General features: G+C 57.1%; 16 protein-coding genes and 1 other RNA gene. 5 read left to right on the forward strand and 12 right to left on the reverse strand.

The window, feature by feature from the left end; genetic code table 11:
* Positions 1 to 20 precede the first annotated feature (20 nt).
* Positions 21 to 385: a transfer-messenger RNA gene (gene ssrA / locus FNL37_RS08085) on the reverse strand.
* A gap of 146 nt (positions 386 to 531) precedes the next feature.
* Between ssrA and FNL37_RS08090 the strand changes: the two genes are divergently transcribed.
* Complete coding sequence (locus FNL37_RS08090; protein WP_159355767.1) at positions 532 to 999, forward strand: DUF4186 domain-containing protein; 468 nt, start codon at positions 532 to 534, stop codon at positions 997 to 999.
* Between the two features lie 89 nt (positions 1000 to 1088).
* On the opposite strand, the gene FNL37_RS08095 is transcribed toward FNL37_RS08090, so the two are convergent.
* From FNL37_RS08095 to FNL37_RS08140, 10 genes are all read right to left on the reverse strand, one after another.
* Entirely contained in the window at positions 1089 to 1817 is a 729-nt protein-coding gene (locus tag FNL37_RS08095; RefSeq protein WP_015829911.1) for a YoaK family protein, read from the reverse strand.
* Positions 1818 to 1993: 176 nt separating this feature from the next.
* A complete protein-coding gene (gene adeC / locus FNL37_RS08100; RefSeq protein ID WP_159355768.1) occupies positions 1994 to 3445 on the reverse strand; it encodes an AdeC/AdeK/OprM family multidrug efflux complex outer membrane factor in 1452 nt (483 codons plus the stop codon).
* The gene (locus FNL37_RS08105) at positions 3442 to 6564 is read right to left on the reverse strand and encodes an efflux RND transporter permease subunit (protein WP_159355769.1); all 3123 of its coding nucleotides are present in this window, start codon (positions 6562 to 6564) and stop codon (positions 3442 to 3444) included. Before FNL37_RS08105 ends, adeC begins: the two co-directional genes overlap by 4 nt.
* Positions 6565 to 6572: 8 nt before the next feature.
* On the reverse strand, positions 6573 to 7778 hold the full coding sequence (locus FNL37_RS08110) for an efflux RND transporter periplasmic adaptor subunit (RefSeq protein WP_159355770.1): 1206 nt from the start codon (positions 7776 to 7778) through the stop codon (positions 6573 to 6575).
* A gap of 375 nt (positions 7779 to 8153) precedes the next feature.
* Positions 8154 to 8642 (reverse strand): Spy/CpxP family protein refolding chaperone, encoded by a 489-nt coding sequence (locus FNL37_RS08115; protein WP_159355771.1) that lies wholly within the window; start codon positions 8640 to 8642, stop codon positions 8154 to 8156.
* Between the two features lie 192 nt (positions 8643 to 8834).
* Entirely contained in the window at positions 8835 to 10043 is a 1209-nt protein-coding gene (locus FNL37_RS08120; RefSeq protein ID WP_159355772.1) for an ammonium transporter, read from the reverse strand.
* A gap of 217 nt (positions 10044 to 10260) precedes the next feature.
* Entirely contained in the window at positions 10261 to 11283 is a 1023-nt protein-coding gene (gene arsB / locus FNL37_RS08125) for an ACR3 family arsenite efflux transporter (RefSeq protein WP_159355773.1), read from the reverse strand.
* The gene (locus FNL37_RS08130; protein ID WP_159355774.1) at positions 11280 to 11792 is read right to left on the reverse strand and encodes an arsenate reductase ArsC; all 513 of its coding nucleotides are present in this window, start codon (positions 11790 to 11792) and stop codon (positions 11280 to 11282) included. The genes arsB and FNL37_RS08130 overlap by 4 nt, the downstream gene beginning before the upstream one ends.
* A gap of 19 nt (positions 11793 to 11811) precedes the next feature.
* Complete coding sequence (locus FNL37_RS08135) at positions 11812 to 12297, reverse strand: ArsI/CadI family heavy metal resistance metalloenzyme (protein WP_159355775.1); 486 nt, start codon at positions 12295 to 12297, stop codon at positions 11812 to 11814.
* A gap of 2 nt (positions 12298 to 12299) precedes the next feature.
* The gene (locus FNL37_RS08140) at positions 12300 to 12623 is read right to left on the reverse strand and encodes an ArsR/SmtB family transcription factor (RefSeq protein ID WP_015829901.1); all 324 of its coding nucleotides are present in this window, start codon (positions 12621 to 12623) and stop codon (positions 12300 to 12302) included.
* 222 nt (positions 12624 to 12845) lie between these two features.
* Here FNL37_RS08140 and ada point away from each other — a divergent pair, with 222 nt between their 5' ends.
* Entirely contained in the window at positions 12846 to 13928 is a 1083-nt protein-coding gene (gene ada, locus FNL37_RS08145; protein ID WP_159355776.1) for a bifunctional DNA-binding transcriptional regulator/O6-methylguanine-DNA methyltransferase Ada, read from the forward strand.
* 114 nt (positions 13929 to 14042) lie between these two features.
* Positions 14043 to 15551 (forward strand): polyphosphate:AMP phosphotransferase, encoded by a 1509-nt coding sequence (pap, locus tag FNL37_RS08150; protein ID WP_159355777.1) that lies wholly within the window; start codon positions 14043 to 14045, stop codon positions 15549 to 15551.
* 89 nt (positions 15552 to 15640) lie between these two features.
* Here pap and FNL37_RS08155 read toward each other — a convergent pair whose 3' ends face one another.
* Positions 15641 to 16294 (reverse strand): hypothetical protein, encoded by a 654-nt coding sequence (locus FNL37_RS08155; RefSeq protein ID WP_159355778.1) that lies wholly within the window; start codon positions 16292 to 16294, stop codon positions 15641 to 15643.
* A gap of 328 nt (positions 16295 to 16622) precedes the next feature.
* Between FNL37_RS08155 and FNL37_RS08160 the strand changes: the two genes are divergently transcribed.
* Entirely contained in the window at positions 16623 to 16934 is a 312-nt protein-coding gene (locus tag FNL37_RS08160; RefSeq protein ID WP_013441995.1) for a DUF3301 domain-containing protein, read from the forward strand.
* Between the two features lie 12 nt (positions 16935 to 16946).
* The gene (gluQRS, locus tag FNL37_RS08165) at positions 16947 to 17840 is read left to right on the forward strand and encodes a tRNA glutamyl-Q(34) synthetase GluQRS (protein ID WP_159355779.1); all 894 of its coding nucleotides are present in this window, start codon (positions 16947 to 16949) and stop codon (positions 17838 to 17840) included.
* Positions 17841 to 17905 lie beyond the last annotated feature (65 nt).

The raw sequence follows: 17905 nt of genomic DNA on the forward strand, positions 1-17905 counted from the left end.
GACTACTATACATCCTTAAATGGTGGAGCCGGGGGGAATCGAACCCCCGTCCGCAAGCCCTCCACAGACAGTTCTACATACTTAGCTGTGTTGTTTGATTTAACTTGATACACACCAACGAGCAAGCAAATATCAAGCGAGTTACCTTGGATTTAATGCGTTATTAAGTAACCCAATAGCGCACGATCCTCTCTATATGACGCTGCTGCGGGTTTTACCCCGCCCGACCGAGAGGCTCTTCGGTGCAGCGTTCAGCCGGGATTAAGCGGCTAAAGCGTAAGTTTCGTCGTTTGCGACTATACTTTTTCTAGTTTATTTACGAGGTGACTAGGCCTCGGTATGCCCTGCACTGCTTTGCAACCCACGTCGAAACCTGGTCGGCCCCTGTTGGTTTTGCATCTGCAACACTATGACAATGGGGATTGTCATTCGGTTTGCAAGAGTGCAATTATACGCGTTAATCGCTGAATCCCGCAGCACAAGCTGCATATCGGCTTGGCCACCGCTCACATTACTTGCCGGAGTAGATGAATGCCCTCACTGGATGCTCTGTTTGACCGTTTGCAACAGTCGGCTTTTCGCCGTCAGTTCAAGCTTGGGCTCAAGGAGCAGGTGTATTTGCGTGACAAGGGCTTGCCAGTGGTGATGCAGCACGCGGGGGAGATCGTGGCGAACCGGTTGGCTGCGGCACTGCCTGCGCGTGATGGCAAGCAAACGCCGTTTCGCGGGCATCCGGTATTTATTGCGCAGCATGCCACGGCGTGCTGTTGCCGCGGCTGTCTGGCGGAGTGGCATGGCATAGCCCAGGGCAGCGCGTTAACGGCGGATCAGCAAGCGTATATTGTGCGGGTATTGGCACGATGGCTGGAGCAGGCGGCTGGCAATCTGCCGCCGGTAGCGGAGTCGGCCATTCGCCCCGCGGCAAAACCCAAGCCTAGGCGAAACACTGACAAGCATCTCGGACAACTCCCGATACTGTTTGCGGATGAGGCTGAGTAGTATGAATCACGCGGCATGACCTCTCTCACTTCATGCCGAAATACTCCGCAAGGGGTTATACCTGGCAGCGGTAACGTTGCCAGGTATTTTTATGCCCGGCGCAAAGAGGCGTGCAACACGAGGCCAGCCAGCAGCACCAAGGGCACCACCAGCGCATAAAACGAAACATAGAGAAACGCATAAGCACCTGTTACCACGCCCGCCATAAAGGCAAAGATGGCGGGGCCGATGATCTTGAGGCGTTTAAGCGCGGTATCGCGATGCGTGACATCGCGACTGAGGATATCGACCATATCAATCACGGCCTGGGTGATATTGCCGGTCATGATGGTGGTGGGCACCTGGCCCGGGTTGATGAGGCGTGCCTGCGCATTCTGTATGCTCATGGCAGCCACCCCCATCATGCCAGCGAGAATCGCCATGGGGGCATCCGGATCCGTAATGGGCAGCGCAGACAGGCCGATCACCATAAACAGCAGCAAAAACAGCATTTGCGTGCAAAACAGCAGGCGCCAGCATTGCTGACCGCGGCGCTGGTAGTACAGGACCACCAGGCGACACAGCGCTACGCACATCACAAACACGGGGATCGCCAGCAGCTTGGGGATAAGGCCATCGGCATGGGTGGTGAGCAGGCCACCGATCATCACGATATTGCCCGTCACGTGATTGGTAAACAGCCCAAATAGCGCGACAAACCCCAGCACATCCACAAACCCCGCCACATACGAGAGCAGATTGGACTGGCAGATAATGGCGAATTCATCGCGCGCGATCGGGCTGATTTCGGGCTCTAAGGGGTGGTCTGGTAGTTTCATGCGTTATCCGGCGGTCAATCTTATGCGAGGCAAACAAACAGCGCTGTTGTCTGCGATAGTAGCATGCAACCGTCGCTGACTTGAATCACATCCCAAGCGGGCTGTGCCGAAAGCAGGTCTGGCCATGCATCTGTTCCAGACTTGCCTTCCGCATTACGCCGCCATCGGGATTCCCGCTAAGGATTGGTTTTGCTCGATTCGTTCCAGCCGCCACCCAGCACTTTATACAGCGTCACCTGATTGGTTTGCGCCGTCAGGTTTACGGTGATCAGCGTTTGCTGCGCAGAATACAGCGTCCGCTGGGCATCCAGCACCGCCAGGTAGCTATCAATCCCGCCACGAAAGCGGGCATCGGACAGCTTGTAGCTTTCTTGTGAGGCTTCAACCAGCGATTGCTGGGCTTGCAGCCGCTCGGTCAGGTTCTCGCGGATCGCCAGCGCATCGGCGACTTCCTTGAAGGCACTCTGGATGGCTTTTTCATACTGAGCCACGGTGATCTGCTGCGCAACTTCGGCACTCTTGAGTTTTGAGCGATTACGCCCGGCATCAAAAATCGGCAGTGTCAGCTGCGGAGCAAACGACCAGACCTTGGAGCCCGAGGCAAACAGCCCGGAAAGCTGATTGCTGGCGCTACCCAGCGTGGTGGTCAAGGTAATGGTGGGGAAAAACGCCGCCCGTGCCGCGCCAATATTGGCATTGGCCGCCTGCAGGCTATGTTCGGCTTGCAGGATATCCGGGCGCCGCTGCAAAACTTCAGAAGGAATACCTGCGGGCAAATCGGCCACGCTAGTGACCTGATCAGGCTGTGATTGCGGCAGCAGGTTCTCCGGCACTGGCTGGCCTACCAGCAGCACCAGCGCATTCTGGTCCTGCTTCACCTGGCTGCGATAATTGGCCACATCAGCACGCGCCGTATCCACGCTGATCTGAATCTGACGCAGCTCCAGCGCAGAATACACGCCGATATCGAAGCCCTGTTTGGTGAGATCATACGAGGCCTGCTGGCTTTGCAAGGTATCTTGCGCAAGCTTCAGCCGTTGCATATCCGCCGCCAGCGTCAGCCATGCCGAGGCAACTTCGGATACCAGCGAAATATGCGTGCTGCGTCTGGCTTCCTCGGTGGCAAAAAAGCTTTGCAGCGCCTGCTCATTCAGGCTGCGGATACGGCCCCAGAAATCCAGCTCATAGGCGCTAAAGCCCACGGTGGCGCGATAGCTCTGCACTACCGAACCGCCCGAGCTTGAAGTCACGGCACCGGTCGTCGCATTGGTACTGCTGCTGGTGCTACTCGCACTGCCCAGTTGTGCCGTGCGGCTGGCGATCACATTCACGGTAGGGAACAAGTCAGCGCGCTGCACCTGGTACTCTGCCCTCGCCTGCTCAATATTGAGGGCAGCCACCCGCAGATCGCGGTTGTTTTGCAAGGCTAGCTCAACCAGCTGCTGCAAACGGTTATCCAGCAAAAACTCGCGCCAGCCGATATCCGCCGCTGGCGTGCCCTGGTTCGATGCTTGCGCCGGCCATTGCTCGGCCACTGGCGCTGCCGGACGCTGATAATCCGGCGCCATGCTCGCGCAACCCGCCAGCATGGCCGCCAGCACGGCCTGGGTGATCAGGGAATACTTCATGATTTCTGCTCCGTCGCTTCCGCCTCGGGTGCTTTATAAGGGAACCATCCCCTGACCAGCACAAAGAACAGCGGAACAAAAAAGATACCCAACAAGGTGGCGGTCAACATACCGCCCAATACGCCGGTGCCAATCGCCTGGCGGCTGGCGGCGCCTGCGCCACTGCTGGCTGCCAGTGGCAGCACCCCGAAAATAAAGGCCAGCGATGTCATCAGAATAGGCCGTAAACGCTGTTGCACGGCTTGCAGGGTTGCCTCCATCAAGCTCAGCCCCTGCTCTTGCAGATGCTTGGCAAATTCCACGATCAGAATGGCATTTTTTGCCGCCAGCCCCACCGTGGTCAGCAAGCCCACCTGGAAGTAAACATCGCCCGACAATCCGCGCAGCGTGGTCGCCAGCAAGGCGCCAAGTATCCCCAGAGGCACGACCAGCATGACGGAGAAAGGCACCGCCCAGCTCTCGTACAGCGCTGCCAGGCATAAAAACACGAACACCACGGACACGGCATACAGCATGGGTGCCTGGGAGCCGGACAAGCGCTCCTGATAGGACTGGGCTGCCCACTCATAGCCTATGCCGGTCGGCATTTGCTTCATCATGTTTTCCACGCTGTCCATCACGTCACCCGAGCTGGCGCCAGGGGAAGACTCCCCCACCAGCTCGATGGACGAGATGCCGTTAAAACGTGATAACTGCGGCGAACCATAGGTCCAGTTGCCCTGCGAAAATGAGCTAAATGGCACCATGTCGTTATTCGCATTGCGCACATACCATTGGCCGATATTCCCCGGCAGCATGCGGTAAGGCGCGTCCGCCATGATATAGACACGCTTGACCCGGCCACGGTCAATAAAGTCATTGACGTAACTGCCGCCCATCGCCAGCGCCAGCGTTTCATTGATATTGCCGGTGCTTAGGCTGAATGCGCCGGTTTTCTGGTCATCAATCTGCACGTTATATTGCGGCGTGTCGTCGAGGTCGTTGCTGCGCACGCGGGTCATGAGCGGATCCTGGCGCGCCATTTTGAGGAACTGATCGCGTGCGGCCACCAGGGCCTCATGCCCCAGACCGCCCAGATCCTTCAGCTCTACAGTAAAGCCAGCGCTCGCACCCAAGCCACGCACACTCGGCGGCTGCGTCACAAAAATGGTGGCATCACGGATCTTGCCCAGCGCACGCGTAGCTTTGTCCGCAATTTCCGCAGCGCTCTGCCCCGGCCCTGTGCGTTCATCCCAGTCTTTGAGGCGTATGAAAATCCGCCCGGTATTCTGGCTGTTTCCGCTCACGCCCAAGCCTGTGAAAATATTGATCGCCACAATATCGGGCTCTTTGAGCAAATACTCCTGTACCTGATCCATCACCTTTTGCAGGCGCTGGTCAGTAGCGCCCACCGGCAATTGCACCTGGGCCATCAGCACGCCCTGGTCTTCAGTTGGGATAAACGAAGTGGGCAGGCGTACATACAGCACCGCCATCACGCCGACGATAGCCGCATACACCAGCATGGCGAGCGCCTTGCGCTTGAGGATGCCCTGCACGCCACCATGGTAAGCCTTGGAGCCCCTGTCAAAGTTTCGGTTAAACCAGCCAAAGAATCCGCGGCGAGGTGCGTGCTCCCCTGGCTTCAGCACCGTGGCGCAGAGCGCAGGCGTCAGGGTCAGGGCGACCAGTACCGATAGCAGCATGGCCGACACAATGGTGATCGAAAACTGACGGTAGATCACCCCGGTAGAGCCGCCAAAGAAGGCCATGGGGATAAATACCGCCGACAGCACCAGGGCAATGCCGATCAGGGCGCCGGTAATCTCATCCATGGATTTGCGGGTAGCCTCGCGCGCCGACAACCCCTGCTCGCGCATGACGCGCTCCACGTTTTCCACCACCACGATCGCATCATCCACCAGCAGGCCAATCGCCAGCACCAGGCCAAACATGGTGAGTGTGTTAATCGAATAGCCAAAGGCCGCAAGAATGCCAAACGTGCCCAGCAGCACCACAGGCACCGCCACCGCAGGAATAATAGTGGCGCGCCAGCTCTGCAGGAAGATGTACATGATGAGCACCACCAGCAGAACCGCCTCAAACAGGGATTTGACGACTTCCTTGATGGAGATGCGCACAAACGGGGTGGTGTCGTAGGTTACCGCGGTTTTGAGTTTCAAACTGGCGGGGAAATAAGGCTCCAGCTCTTTGACTTTGGCCAGCACGGCCTCGGAGGTCTTGAGCGCATTGGCGCCCGATGCCAGCTTCACGCCCATACCGGCGGCCGGTTTGCCGTTATACCGCCCGGCAATCGCGTAATTTTCGCTACCCAGCTCTACCCGCGCCACATCGCCCAGATGCACCACGGAGCCATCCGCCGCCGCTTTCACCACAATATTGCGGAACTGTGCGACCGTTTGCATTTTGCTGCGCGCGGTAATGGTGGCATTCAGCTGCTGCTGGCCAACGGCAGGCAAGGCCCCCAACTGGCCGGAGGACACCTCGGTATTTTGTGCCTCAACGGCGGAGGTAATGTCTGAGGGGATCAAGGCATATTTCTGCAGTTTTTCCGGGTTCAGCCAGATGCGCATGGAGTACCCGCTGCCCATGGTCTGCACGTCACCCACGCCATCCACACGGCTGATCTGATCCAGCAGGCTGCTGCTGATGTAGTCACCAATATCGGTGGTAGTGACCTTGGGGTCATCAGAGTAGATCGACATCACCATCAGGAAATCGGTGCCGGTCTTGTTTACCGTCACCCCCAGGCTCTGCACAATCTGCGGCAAGCGCGGCAAGGCCTGTTGCAGCTTGTTCTGCACCTGCATCTGCGCCACATCGGGGTCGGTACCCGCATCAAACGTCAGCGACACGCTGGCGCTGCTCGAACTACTGGTCGAAGCCATGTAGGTCAGGTTATCGATCCCCTTCATGTACTGCTCAATAATCTGGGTGACCGAGTCTTCAATGGTTTTGGCGGAGGCGCCGGTGTAAGTGGCATTGATGGAAACGCGCGGCGGCGCGATATCCGGGTATTGCTCCAGGGGCAAGGTCTCAATGGCGGCGAGACCCGCCAGCATGATGACAATGGCAATAACCCAGGCAAAGATAGGGCGGTTGATGAAAAAACGGGCCATGCTTGCCTCTACTTCCCAGCGGCCGGAGCAGCAGCACCAGCTGGCGACGGCGTAGTGTTAGCCACACCAGGTGCAGCTACTTCCACGCTTTTTACCGTGTCACCAACCTTAACCTTCTGCAGGCCCTCGACAATCAGCTTTTCGCCAGCGCTCAAGCCCTTGCTGATCAACCACTGATTGCCTATCGCCCGCTCTACCGTCAGCGTGCGCAGCTCCACCTTGTTTTCAGCATCCACCACCAGAGCCGTGCCTTCACCACGGTTATTGCGGCTCATCGCCAACTGCGGGATCAGGATGGCATTGGTATTCACCGCTTCCTGCAAAATACCGCGTACATACATGCCCGGCAGCAGCAAACCCTCGGGATTGGGCACCACAGCGCGCAAGGTCACGGCACCGGAGCTTTGGTTGACGGTTACACCCGTCACGCTCAGCACGCCATCGTGCGCATAGCGGCTGCCATCCTCCAGCACCACCTGCATGCGCGTGGCATTTTCACCGGATTTTTTCAGGGCGCCACTGGCGAGCTGGCGTTTCAGCTGCAGCAAGGCGCTGCTGGGCTGGGTGATATCCACATAAATCGGGTCCAGCTGCTGCACGGTAGTCAGCGCTGTGGTCTGGTTCGCCGTTACCAATGCACCCGGTGTAACCGTTGAGGTCTCTACCCTGCCGGCAATCGGCGACACGATGCGCGTATAGGCCAGATTGATGCGGGCGGTTTCCAGCGCCGCCTTGGCCGATGCCAGATCTGCCTCTCCCTGACGCAGGGTAGCCTGAATGTCATCATTATCCTGGCTGCTGACCGCGTTAATCTTCACCAGCTGGGCATAGCGCTCTGCTTTCAGCCGCGTTGAGACCAGACTGGCTTCCGTCTTCTGCAGCGCGGCCTGCGCGCTGGCATACGCAGCCTGATAAGGCGCCGGGTCAATCTGGTACAGCAACTCGCCTGCCTTCACATTGGCACCTTCAGTAAAGGCACGCTTGAGGATAATACCGCCGACCTGCGGCCGTATCTCCGCCACCATGTGCGCCGCCGTGCGGCCCGGCAGCTCGGTTTCGAGTGGCTGCGACTGCAGCTTGATGGTCATCACCCCAACTTCAGGCGCGGGTTTGTCTTTGGGGGATTTGTCGCCAGATTGGCAGGCAACCGTCAATACAGAAATAAGAGCAAGCACCGCAACGGATGCTATCTGCTGGTAAGGTATTGTTTTCATTTATTCTCCGCTTTCCCGTTTTTTTGAGCGCCGGGAAATACGTACAGGATCAATTCAATCATCAAATTCCATACGAAAGGCATGCTGGGCAGGCTCTGCATTCAAACATGGGACGGAAATTCAGCCAAGACTGGCATTCAAGCACGGAAGAACCCGGGCAGAGCACAAGCATAACATTGGCATTATTCAACGTCATGCACATAGACATAAAAACAGGACGCAGCCATTTCACTGCGCCCTGCTTTATCTCGCACCCAAGGAGCCCGCATGCTTGTGGCAAGGGCTCTCAGGCCATACACCCATCGTGACGGGTATTACTCCAGACTGAAAGATAGATCGGCGGAGTAATGAGAGCGATAAAAACCGGACCTTCTATTAGCCACGATCATCCGGCTTTTTAGGTCCACGCTCAGGCCGGTCATTCCACTTCTGCTTCTGCTCCGGCGTCAGCAAGGCATACACCTGATGCGCCGCATCCGTGCGCAAGACAATCAGGTCCGCCTGAATCTTCGCCTGCTCGGCCGCTGCCGCCTGTACCTTGGCAGGGTCGTAAGGCTCAGCCTTCGCCAGGGTTTGCAGATTCTGCATGCCATCATGCAAGGCCTGCATCTTCTGCTCACGCACCGGCTTCTGCTTATCCATAATCTGCTTTATCTGCGCCTTCTGATCCCCCGTCAGATCCAGCCCACGCAAACCGCGATGAAACCCGGCATCTTCAGCGCCAGGGCCACCGGCATGCGCATGTTTGCCATGCGGACCGGCACAAGCCTCATCGTCACCGGCATAACTCAGCGCCGTACCAAATGCCGCAAGTGAACCCAGCAGCAACAGGCCTGGCAAAATAATGTGTTTATTGATTTTCATGTCTCGCTCCTTTAACTCACTCAGTATTAAGTGTCACGCAAAGTAAGACGCCGCGTGGAGCAAAAGGTTAAAGGCGTTTGAATCAAAGTATGTTAACTGGGGTAAATAGTTGTAAAGACCATCAAACCGAATAAAAACGCCCGACTAATCGGGCGTATTAAAATTGATTCAGTTAAATTTTTTAATCCGGGTTCAATCATCTCCCAACGCACTAAGCTGCGAAGTCGCAGGGATTTTATGAATACTCAGATCAGCGCCCATGTACTCCTCCTCCTGCGTCAAACGGATGCCGACCACCGCCTTCAGCACGCCATAGACCACCAATCCGCCCGCCAACGCGATCGCAACACCTAGCGCCGTGCCGATTAACTGCGAAACGATGTTGACGCCGCCCATGCCGCCCAGGGCGTGTGATCCGAAGATCCCAGCAGCGATACCGCCCCACGCGCCACACAGGCCATGCAATGGCCATACGCCGAGGACGTCGTCGATTTTCCAGCGGTTTTGCACCAGGGTGAAGGTCCAGACGAACAACACGCCGGCAACGCCACCAGTGACCAAGGCGCCCAGGGGATGCATGACGTCGGAGCCTGCGCAGACGGCGACCAGGCCCGCGAGCGGGCCATTGTGTACAAAGCCGGGGTCGTTGCGGCCGAGGATGACGGCGGCGATGGTGCCCCCGACCAGTGCCATGAGGGAGTTCAGCGCGACCAGGCCGCTGACGGCATTCAGGGTTTGGGCGGACATGACGTTGAAGCCAAACCAGCCGACGGTGAGTATCCATGCACCCAATGCCAGGAATGGGATATTGGATGGTGGAAATGCATGCAGACGGCCATCTTTGCTGTAGCGGCCGTGGCGGGCGCCTAGCATGATGACGGCGCCGAGGGCGATCCAGCCGCCCATGGCATGTACTACCACAGATCCGGCAAAGTCATGGAAGGCAAAGCCGAACTGCTGGGTGAGCCAGGCCTGAATACCGTAATGGCCGTTCCAGGCGATGCCTTCAAAGAAGGGATACACCAGCCCGACCAACGCAAATGTCGCGGCGATTTGCGGATTGAATTTGGCACGCTCGGCAATGCCGCCAGAGATAATGGCGGGAATCGCAGCGGCAAAGGTCAGCAGGAAGAAGAACTTGACCAGCTCATAGCCATTTTTGGCGGACAGCACATCCGCGCCGTGCATGAAATCCACGCCATAGGCAATGCCATAGCCAATGAAAAAATAGGCAATGGTGGATACTGAAAAATCCACCATGATCTTGACCAGGGCATTCACCTGGTTTTTGCTGCGCACCGTGCCTACCTCCAGAAAGGCAAACCCGGCATGCATGGCAAGCACCATAATCGCCCCGAGCAATATAAAAACTACATCATTTGCTGACTGCACTGTCTCCATTACTTACTCTCCTGTGAAATTTTTGTTTGGCTCAGAAGAGCAAAATTCAAGCCAATACAGCAAGTTATTGTTTCTTCAGGATTTCAGTTTTGGGGCATTTTAGATTTTGCACGATTAAAGTGCATTTATAAGTGCATTGCACGTTTAATGTGCATTAGGAGGATTTAAGCTTAAGAATGTAGCTTCCGGCCGCGATATCGCGCCTGAAAATGGAGCATCAACGCTTTGCCTCATACCAATACTGACTGCGATTCACCACTTGCACGATAAGCAGCATGACGGGCACCTCGATCAGCACACCAACCACGGTGGCCAGCGCCGCCCCGGAATGAAACCCGAACAGGCTGATGGCGGTGGCCACAGCCAGCTCGAAAAAATTGCTGGCGCCAATGAGGGAAGAAGGTCCGGCAATCGCATGCACCTCGCCCACTTGCCGATTCATCCAGTAAGCCAGCCCAAAATTGAAGAAGACCTGCACCAGAATCGGCACCGCGAGCAGCAGGATCACCAAGGGCTGCTCCATGATGGCCTGCCCCTGAAAGGCAAACAGCAGCACCAGCATAAGCAGCAATGCCAGCATGGACCATGGCCCGGTTTTCTCCAGCACGGCATTGAGGCGGGGCGTGCCTTGCTGCAGCAGGTGTTTGCGCCAGCCCTGGGCAATGATCACGGGGATCACGATGTAAAACAGCACCGACACCATGAGGGTGGTCCATGGCACATGGATGGACGATAGCCCCAGCAACAGTGCCACGATAGGCGCAAAGGCAATCACCATGATGCTGTCATTGAGCGCCACCTGCGAGAGCGTAAATAGCGGATTGCCATTCACCAGTCGGCTCCAGACAAACACCATGGCGGTACAGGGTGCGGCGGCCAGCAGAATCAGTCCAGCGACATAACTATCAAGCTGCTCTGCCGGTAAATATGAGGCAAACACCTGATGGATGAACAGCCAGGCCAGTAACGCCATGGAAAAAGGCTTGATCGCCCAGTTGATGAAGAGCGTGACAGAGATGCCCTTCCAGTGCGATTTCACTTCGCTCAAGGAGCGAAAATCCACTTTCATGAGCATGGGAATGATCATGACCCAGATCAGCAGGCCCACCAGCAGATTGATTCCCGCCCACTCCAGGCCAGCAACGGCTTCAAACCACGCGGGCAGCCATTGCCCCAGCATGACGCCGACCACAATGCACAAGCCTACCCATAGCGAGAGATAGCGCTCGAATATGTTCACGAGGTCTGCTCCTGTTGTTTTTGCCCTATCGCTTGCATGTGCTGGCGAATGGCATCGGGGCCCAGCTGGCTCAGGGGCAACGCCACCAGTTGAGCAACACAGCTTTCTATCTGCTGAAAAATACGCTTAAACGCGGCGCGCTTTTCAGCATCCGTGCCCTGTACGGCCGCCGGGTCTTCAAATCCCCAGTGGGCGGCGATGGGCTGACCGGGCCATACCGGGCAAAGCTCGCCTGCGGCGTTGTCACATACGGTAATGATGAAGTCCATTTGCGGCGCATCCGCTTGGGCAAATTCATCCCAGCTCTTGCTGCGCAAGGCGCTGGTGTCATAGCCTATCGCCGCGACTTGCTCGATGGCATACGGATTCACCTTGCCATTGGGATGGCTGCCTGCGCTGTAAGCCTTGAAGCGGCCCTGTCCCAGAATATTAAACAAGGCTTCCGCCATGATGCTGCGGGCGGAGTTCCCCGTGCATAAAATCAGTACCTTCACCATGTTCTCGCTCATGTTCGTGCCATCCAGATGATCAGCAGCAGCCGGGTTTGGCGTCTGCCGGTTTTGTTGCTTTGCCTATCATGGTGATCGGCACACAGCATTCGCCCTGCGTGGCGGGTTCCGCCGACGACGCGCCAAATACAGGGATAGCTTCTAACGTGTGATAGGTTTCCCATGGCACGCCCTGGGGATCGGTAACCCAGTATTTGTCTGACTTGGCATAACAACAGGCCGCGCCCAGCTCAGGCTTTAACTGCGCTGCTGTCTGCTGCTCTATCGCCTGCAGGCGACTGTGCATCTCCGCCAGCTCGCCTTCGCTTTCGACTTGTATGCCCAGGTGATTGAGGCCAGCGGGCGCGTTGCGCATGGAGATGGCAAAGTTGATGCGGGGATCATCCAGCAGCCACTTGGCGTAATCGGGCTTGAGCACTGCCGGGGCCGCGTTGAACAGCGCCGAATAAAACTGGATATTGGCGTCAAGGTCGTCCACCGCGATATGGATATGCATGCGTTTCATGGTTAAGCTCCTTTGCTTGCGCAATCGAGAGAGATGCAGGCGGTTCCGCCGCAACAGTTTTCAGTGAGGAATGCCAAGAGATCATTCATGCGGGCAAAGTTGGCCGAGTAAATGACAAAGCGCCCTTCTGTCTTCGCGCTCACCAGCTCGGCATGCGCCAGCTCCTTGAGGTGGAACGACAACGATGAAGGCGGGATAGAAGCCAGCTCGCTGATCTTGCCAGCCGCCAACCCCTCGGGCCCGGCCTGAACCAGCAGACGAAATATCCCCAGGCGTGATTCCTGAGCCAATGCGGCGAGTGCTTTTACTGCTGATGTGTTTTCCATATTTCGATAATAGTCGAAATATGGAAATGGTCAACCGGTTTTTATTAATATGCGAGACTGATATTGCAAGGCTGAGTCAGCTAACTTGGGCTTGCCCATTCGCCGCTACGCGCCGTGCAGCCCCGCGCCCACTCATCAGAAAATTCAATGGTAAGAATCGGAGTGCGGGCAAAAAGCCAACGCGCTAGATTGGTACTCCCCAGATTCATTGAGCGTAAAATCATGTGCAGTTCATTAACAAGCACGCCCTACTCCATGCCCTTGATTGATCCCCGTTGGCAACAGATCCAGCAGCGCGACCCGGCGGCTGAGGGACACTTTTTGTATGGGGTGCGGACTACAGGCATCTATTGCCGCCCCACGTGTGGCGCACGCACGCCCAAACCGGAAAATGTGGAATATTTCAGCTCGGCGGCGGAGGCCGAACTGGCGGGGTTTCGCGCATGCAAACGCTGCAAGCCAGACCTGGCAAAGGCGGATGCGCAAGCCGCTCATGTTGAAATCATTGCCCAGGCCTGCCGCCAGATTGAGCAAGCAGAGCACATCCCCAGCCTGCAACATCTGGCAGAGATGGCCGGGCTCAGCGTTTCGCATTTTCATCGCCTGTTCAAAGCGACCACAGGACTAACCCCCAAGGCATATGCCACGGCACACCGCAACCAGCAGCTACGGGAGCATCTGCAAGCCAACCGCAGCGTCACCGATGCCATGTTGGAAGCTGGCTTTAACAGTAGCAGCCGCTTTTATGCGCAATCTGGCCGCCTGCTGGGGATGACGCCCACGCGCTACCAGCAAGGCGGCCGCGGCATGCTGATACGCGCGGGAGTCGCGCCATGCAGCCTGGGCATGGTGCTGGTCGCCGCCAGCGAGCGCGGCGTGTGCGCCATTGCCATGGGCGATGATGCCGCGATGCTGCTGCAGAATTTACGTGCCCGATTCCCCCATGCCAGCGTCGTGGAACAGGATGCTGCGCTGGAGCAGCAGCTGGCATCGGTATTGCGCTTTATCGAGACGCCGGCGCTGGGCCTGGATTTACCGCTGGATATTCAGGGCACGGCGTTTCAACAGCGTGTGTGGCAGGCCTTGCGGGATATTCCTCGTGGCAGCACTATCAGTTACCGCCAGCTCGCCGAGCGCATAGGCGCGCCCAAGGCCATTCGCGCGGTGGCAAGTGCCTGTGCGGCCAATATGCTGGCAATGGCTATTCCATGTCACCGCGTAATAGGCAGTGATGGCCGTTTAACCGGCTATCGCTGGGGAATTGCGCGCAAGCAGGAATTATTGAAGCGCGAAGCCAGTCAATGAAGAGGCACCCATGTCATACGCCTGTCGACTTCGCGGGTATACACTGGAGCCCTTACCCTTAAACATACCGCCATGGCTGCGCACCCATGGCCTTATCACCGGAGCCACTTAGCCATGTTTGAATCCGCCGAAATTGGCCACAAGATAGACCGGGAGGAATACAAGAAACGCCTGCCAGCACTACGCGAAGCCCTGCTCGATGCGCAATACGATATGCTGCAAAGCCGCAAATTTCCGGTGATCGTGCTGATCGGTGGCGTCAACGGCGGCGGCAAGGGTGAAACCGCCAACATCCTCAACGAATGGTTTGATCCGCGGCACATCAATACCTTTGCCTTTGGCCCGGCCACCAGTGAGGAAAGCCAGCGGCCGCCGATGTGGCGTTTCTGGCAGGCACTGCCGCCGCAAGGGGAAATCGGCATACTGTTTGGTTCCTGGTACAACGACCCCATTACGGATAAATCGCACGGCAAGATCAAGAAAAATGCGCTGGATAAAGCCATTGAAGACATTGTGCGGCTGGAACGCATGCTGACCGATGAAGGCACGCTGCTGATCAAACTGTGGTTTCACTTGAGCAAGGACCAACAGAAAACCCGCATCAAAAGCCTGCAGAAAGACCCGGCCACGCGCTGGCGCATTACCGACCAGGATATGGCCGAGCTGAAACTCTACGACAAGATCAAGAATGTGAGCGGCCATGTGATCCGCGAGACCAGCACCGCGTTTGCCCCATGGGTGATCGTGGAAGGCTATGACGCCAACTATCGCAATCTGACGGCGGGCCAGGTAATCCTCGAGGCCATACGCAACCGGCTGGATAACAAGCCGCGCCCACCCAGCGCACTGGCAGCGCCCTTCATGCCGCCATTGGACCAGTTACGCATAGTCGACACCCTGAATCTGGATCAGTCGCTGGGCAAGGAAGAATACAGCCTGCAACTGGAAAAAACCCAGGGCAAACTGAACCAGCTGACCCGCCATCCTGCCTTCAGGAAAATTTCGGTGGTGATTGTGTTTGAAGGCGTGGATGCCGCAGGCAAAGGCGGCAGCATACGGCGCATTACCCAGGCGCTGGACGCCCGCAGCTACAACGTGGTGCCGATTGCCGCGCCCACGGAAGAAGAGCGCCAGCACCCCTACCTTTGGCGTTTCTGGCGGCATCTGCCCCGCCGTGGGCGCATTACCATTTTTGATCGCAGCTGGTATGGCCGGGTATTGGTGGAGCGCGTGGAAGGCCTGTGCGCCGATGCCGACTGGCAACGCGCCTATGCCGAGATCAATGACTTTGAAGAGCAGATCGCCGACCATAAAACGCTGGTAGTGAAATTCTGGCTGCAAATCAGCCCAGAGGAACAGCTGGCGCGGTTTGAGGCACGCGAAAAAACCTCCTTCAAGCGGTTCAAGATCACCGAAGAAGACTGGCGTAACCGCAGCAAGTGGGATGCATACCAGGATGCCGTGTGCGACATGATAGACCGCACCAGCACCGGTCAGTCCCCGTGGACATTGATCGAGGCGAATGACAAATACTTTGCCCGCATCAAGATACTTAAAACACTATGTGCGCGACTGGAAGACGCGCTGGACGATCAGGAGAAATCGGACAACAACAAAAAGTAAACGCTGGATTTAAGTGGAGAGCAATGCAACTTTGAGCGATATCACCCGCGGGGAGTGCCTGACCGGGCAAGCAACTCGCTAATGAATGTCTAGCCCAGTACGATATGGTTGAGCGCTTCCGGATCGCCTATCCAGAAGTAATAAAACTCGCGCACCACCACCAGAAACAGGCGACGCGTTTCTTTCATGTCAAACAGGGGCAAGGTGTTGTCCACCGCCAGACGATACAGCTTGGCATCCTGCGCGGGCGCATCGCGCAGTCGCACCAGCAGCAATTTCACCAGCTTGATGCGGGTTTCCACCACGTCCAGCTCGGCGCCTTCCTGGCGCAACGCATGACGGTAAGCTTTGAGCGGCCAGTTTTCAGCAGTGCTGAACTGGGTTTGATCGAGGCTATCCCACAAGGCTTGCAGGCTCTGCGCCAGCGGCTGCCAGGAAATGGCCGGCGGCGCAAAGCCCGCCTCGGCATTCATGGCCGCCACGGCCTTGATATCCTGAATCCAGAAAGGGAAGTATTCGCGCGCTACCGCCAGCAGGAGCGGCCAATCGGCGCGTGGCAATTGCTCCAGATGCTTTTCGACCACATCACGGTAAACCATGCTGTCCGCAGGCTGGTCTGCGAGATCCGCCGCCAATGCCTGTAAAAAACGTTCGCGATGCTGCAGGATAGCGGCATCCACGCCTTTGGCTTTCAATAAATTGAGGTAGGCCTGACGGGCCTCTTGCTCACGACTATTGCTCATACATGCACTTGACAATGGAAAGCCTGAATTCTGACGAATCACTATAACTGATAAGCGCTGCAGAATGAAAGGTGCATGCGCGTAAGCCACACATCCACACGCCTGGTTACCATGGCTCTTTAAAAGTGGGCTGTCAGCCCCATCTCTAATTTGCTTTTCAGGGCATGGTCTCCGTGCAAAAATGGGCAGGGCCGCCATTCAGTATGCATGGGAGAATGTCGCGGACACACCTAAAACCTTGTTTACTGTAAAAATAGTCAACCTGGAAAAATAGTGAAGCTAAAAAAATAGCCATCTTAGAAAAATAACCAACCAAAAAGTCCTGACCGTGGAAATTTTACTGATCGTGATTCTGATCGCCAGCGCCTGGTTCTGGCTGGACAGCATTGGCAGCCGCGAGGCCGCCATCCAGCATGGCAACGCACTGGTGGATCGTACCAACTTGCAATTGCTGGATGAAACCGTGGCCTGCACGCGCCTGCGACTGGGCCGCAACAGTCGTGGCCGTGTGCAATTGCTGCGCACCTATGAGTTTGATGTCAGCGCCCATGGCAGCGACCGCATGGCCTGCCAGCTGCAATTGCTGGGGCGCCAGCTGCACTCCTGGCACATTCCGCCTTATCTGCAGGCCGTGCATTAGGTCATTATCCGCATGCCCTATCGCGGCCGTTTTGCCCCCTCGCCTACCGGGCCTTTGCATTTCGGCTCGCTGATCGCAGCCACCGCAAGCTACCTGCAGGCGCATGCCATGCAGGGCGAATGGCTGGTACGCATGGAAGACCTCGATACCCCGCGCACCGTGCCCGGCGCCGCCGACCATATTCTGCGCACGCTGGAACACTATGGCTTTGAGTGGCACGGCCCGGTGATCTACCAAAGCCAGCGCCAGGAGGCGTATGAAGCCGCGCTGGCCCAGTTGAAAGAGCAAGGCGCCATCTATGGCTGCGGCTGCTCGCGCAAGGAAATTGCCGACTCCGGCCACCATGGTATTGATGGCGTCGTCTATCCCGGCAGCTGCCGCGATGGCCTGGCGCCGGGAAAATCCGCCCGGGCATGGCGTATCCGGGTGGGTGATCAGACGATTCGTTTTGAGGATGAAATACAGGGACCACAGGCTCAGCATCTGGCAAACGACATCGGCGATTTTGTGCTGAAACGCGCCGATGGCCTGTTTGCCTACCAGCTCGCCGTGGTAGTGGATGATGGCTGGCAAGGCATCACGCATGTGCTGCGCGGCGCCGACCTGCTGGATTCCACCCCCAGGCAGATTTTTCTGCAGCAAGTGCTCCAGCTGCCACAGCCCGGCTATGCCCATGTGCCCGTGGCCACCAATGCCGCAGGCGAAAAACTGAGCAAACAGACACTGGCACCCGCGCTGGAATGGCAGCATGCCAGCGAACAGCTCTGGCAGGTATTGCAGTTTTTGCAGCAATCGCCGCCGGATAGCTTGCGACAGGCACCGCTTGCGGAGCTATGGGCCTGGGCCCGTGAGCACTGGCGGCTACAGGCTATCCCGCGCACCCGGCATATCCCCCACCCGATTTAGCCTCTTGCAGCAGTTTGCGCCAGCCTGCTTGCAAAGCACCGGCTAAGCCTCCATGTTAAAATGAC

It is taken from the genome of Methylovorus glucosotrophus (assembly GCF_009858335.1).
Classification (GTDB): Bacteria; Pseudomonadota; Gammaproteobacteria; order Burkholderiales; family Methylophilaceae; genus Methylovorus; species Methylovorus glucosotrophus.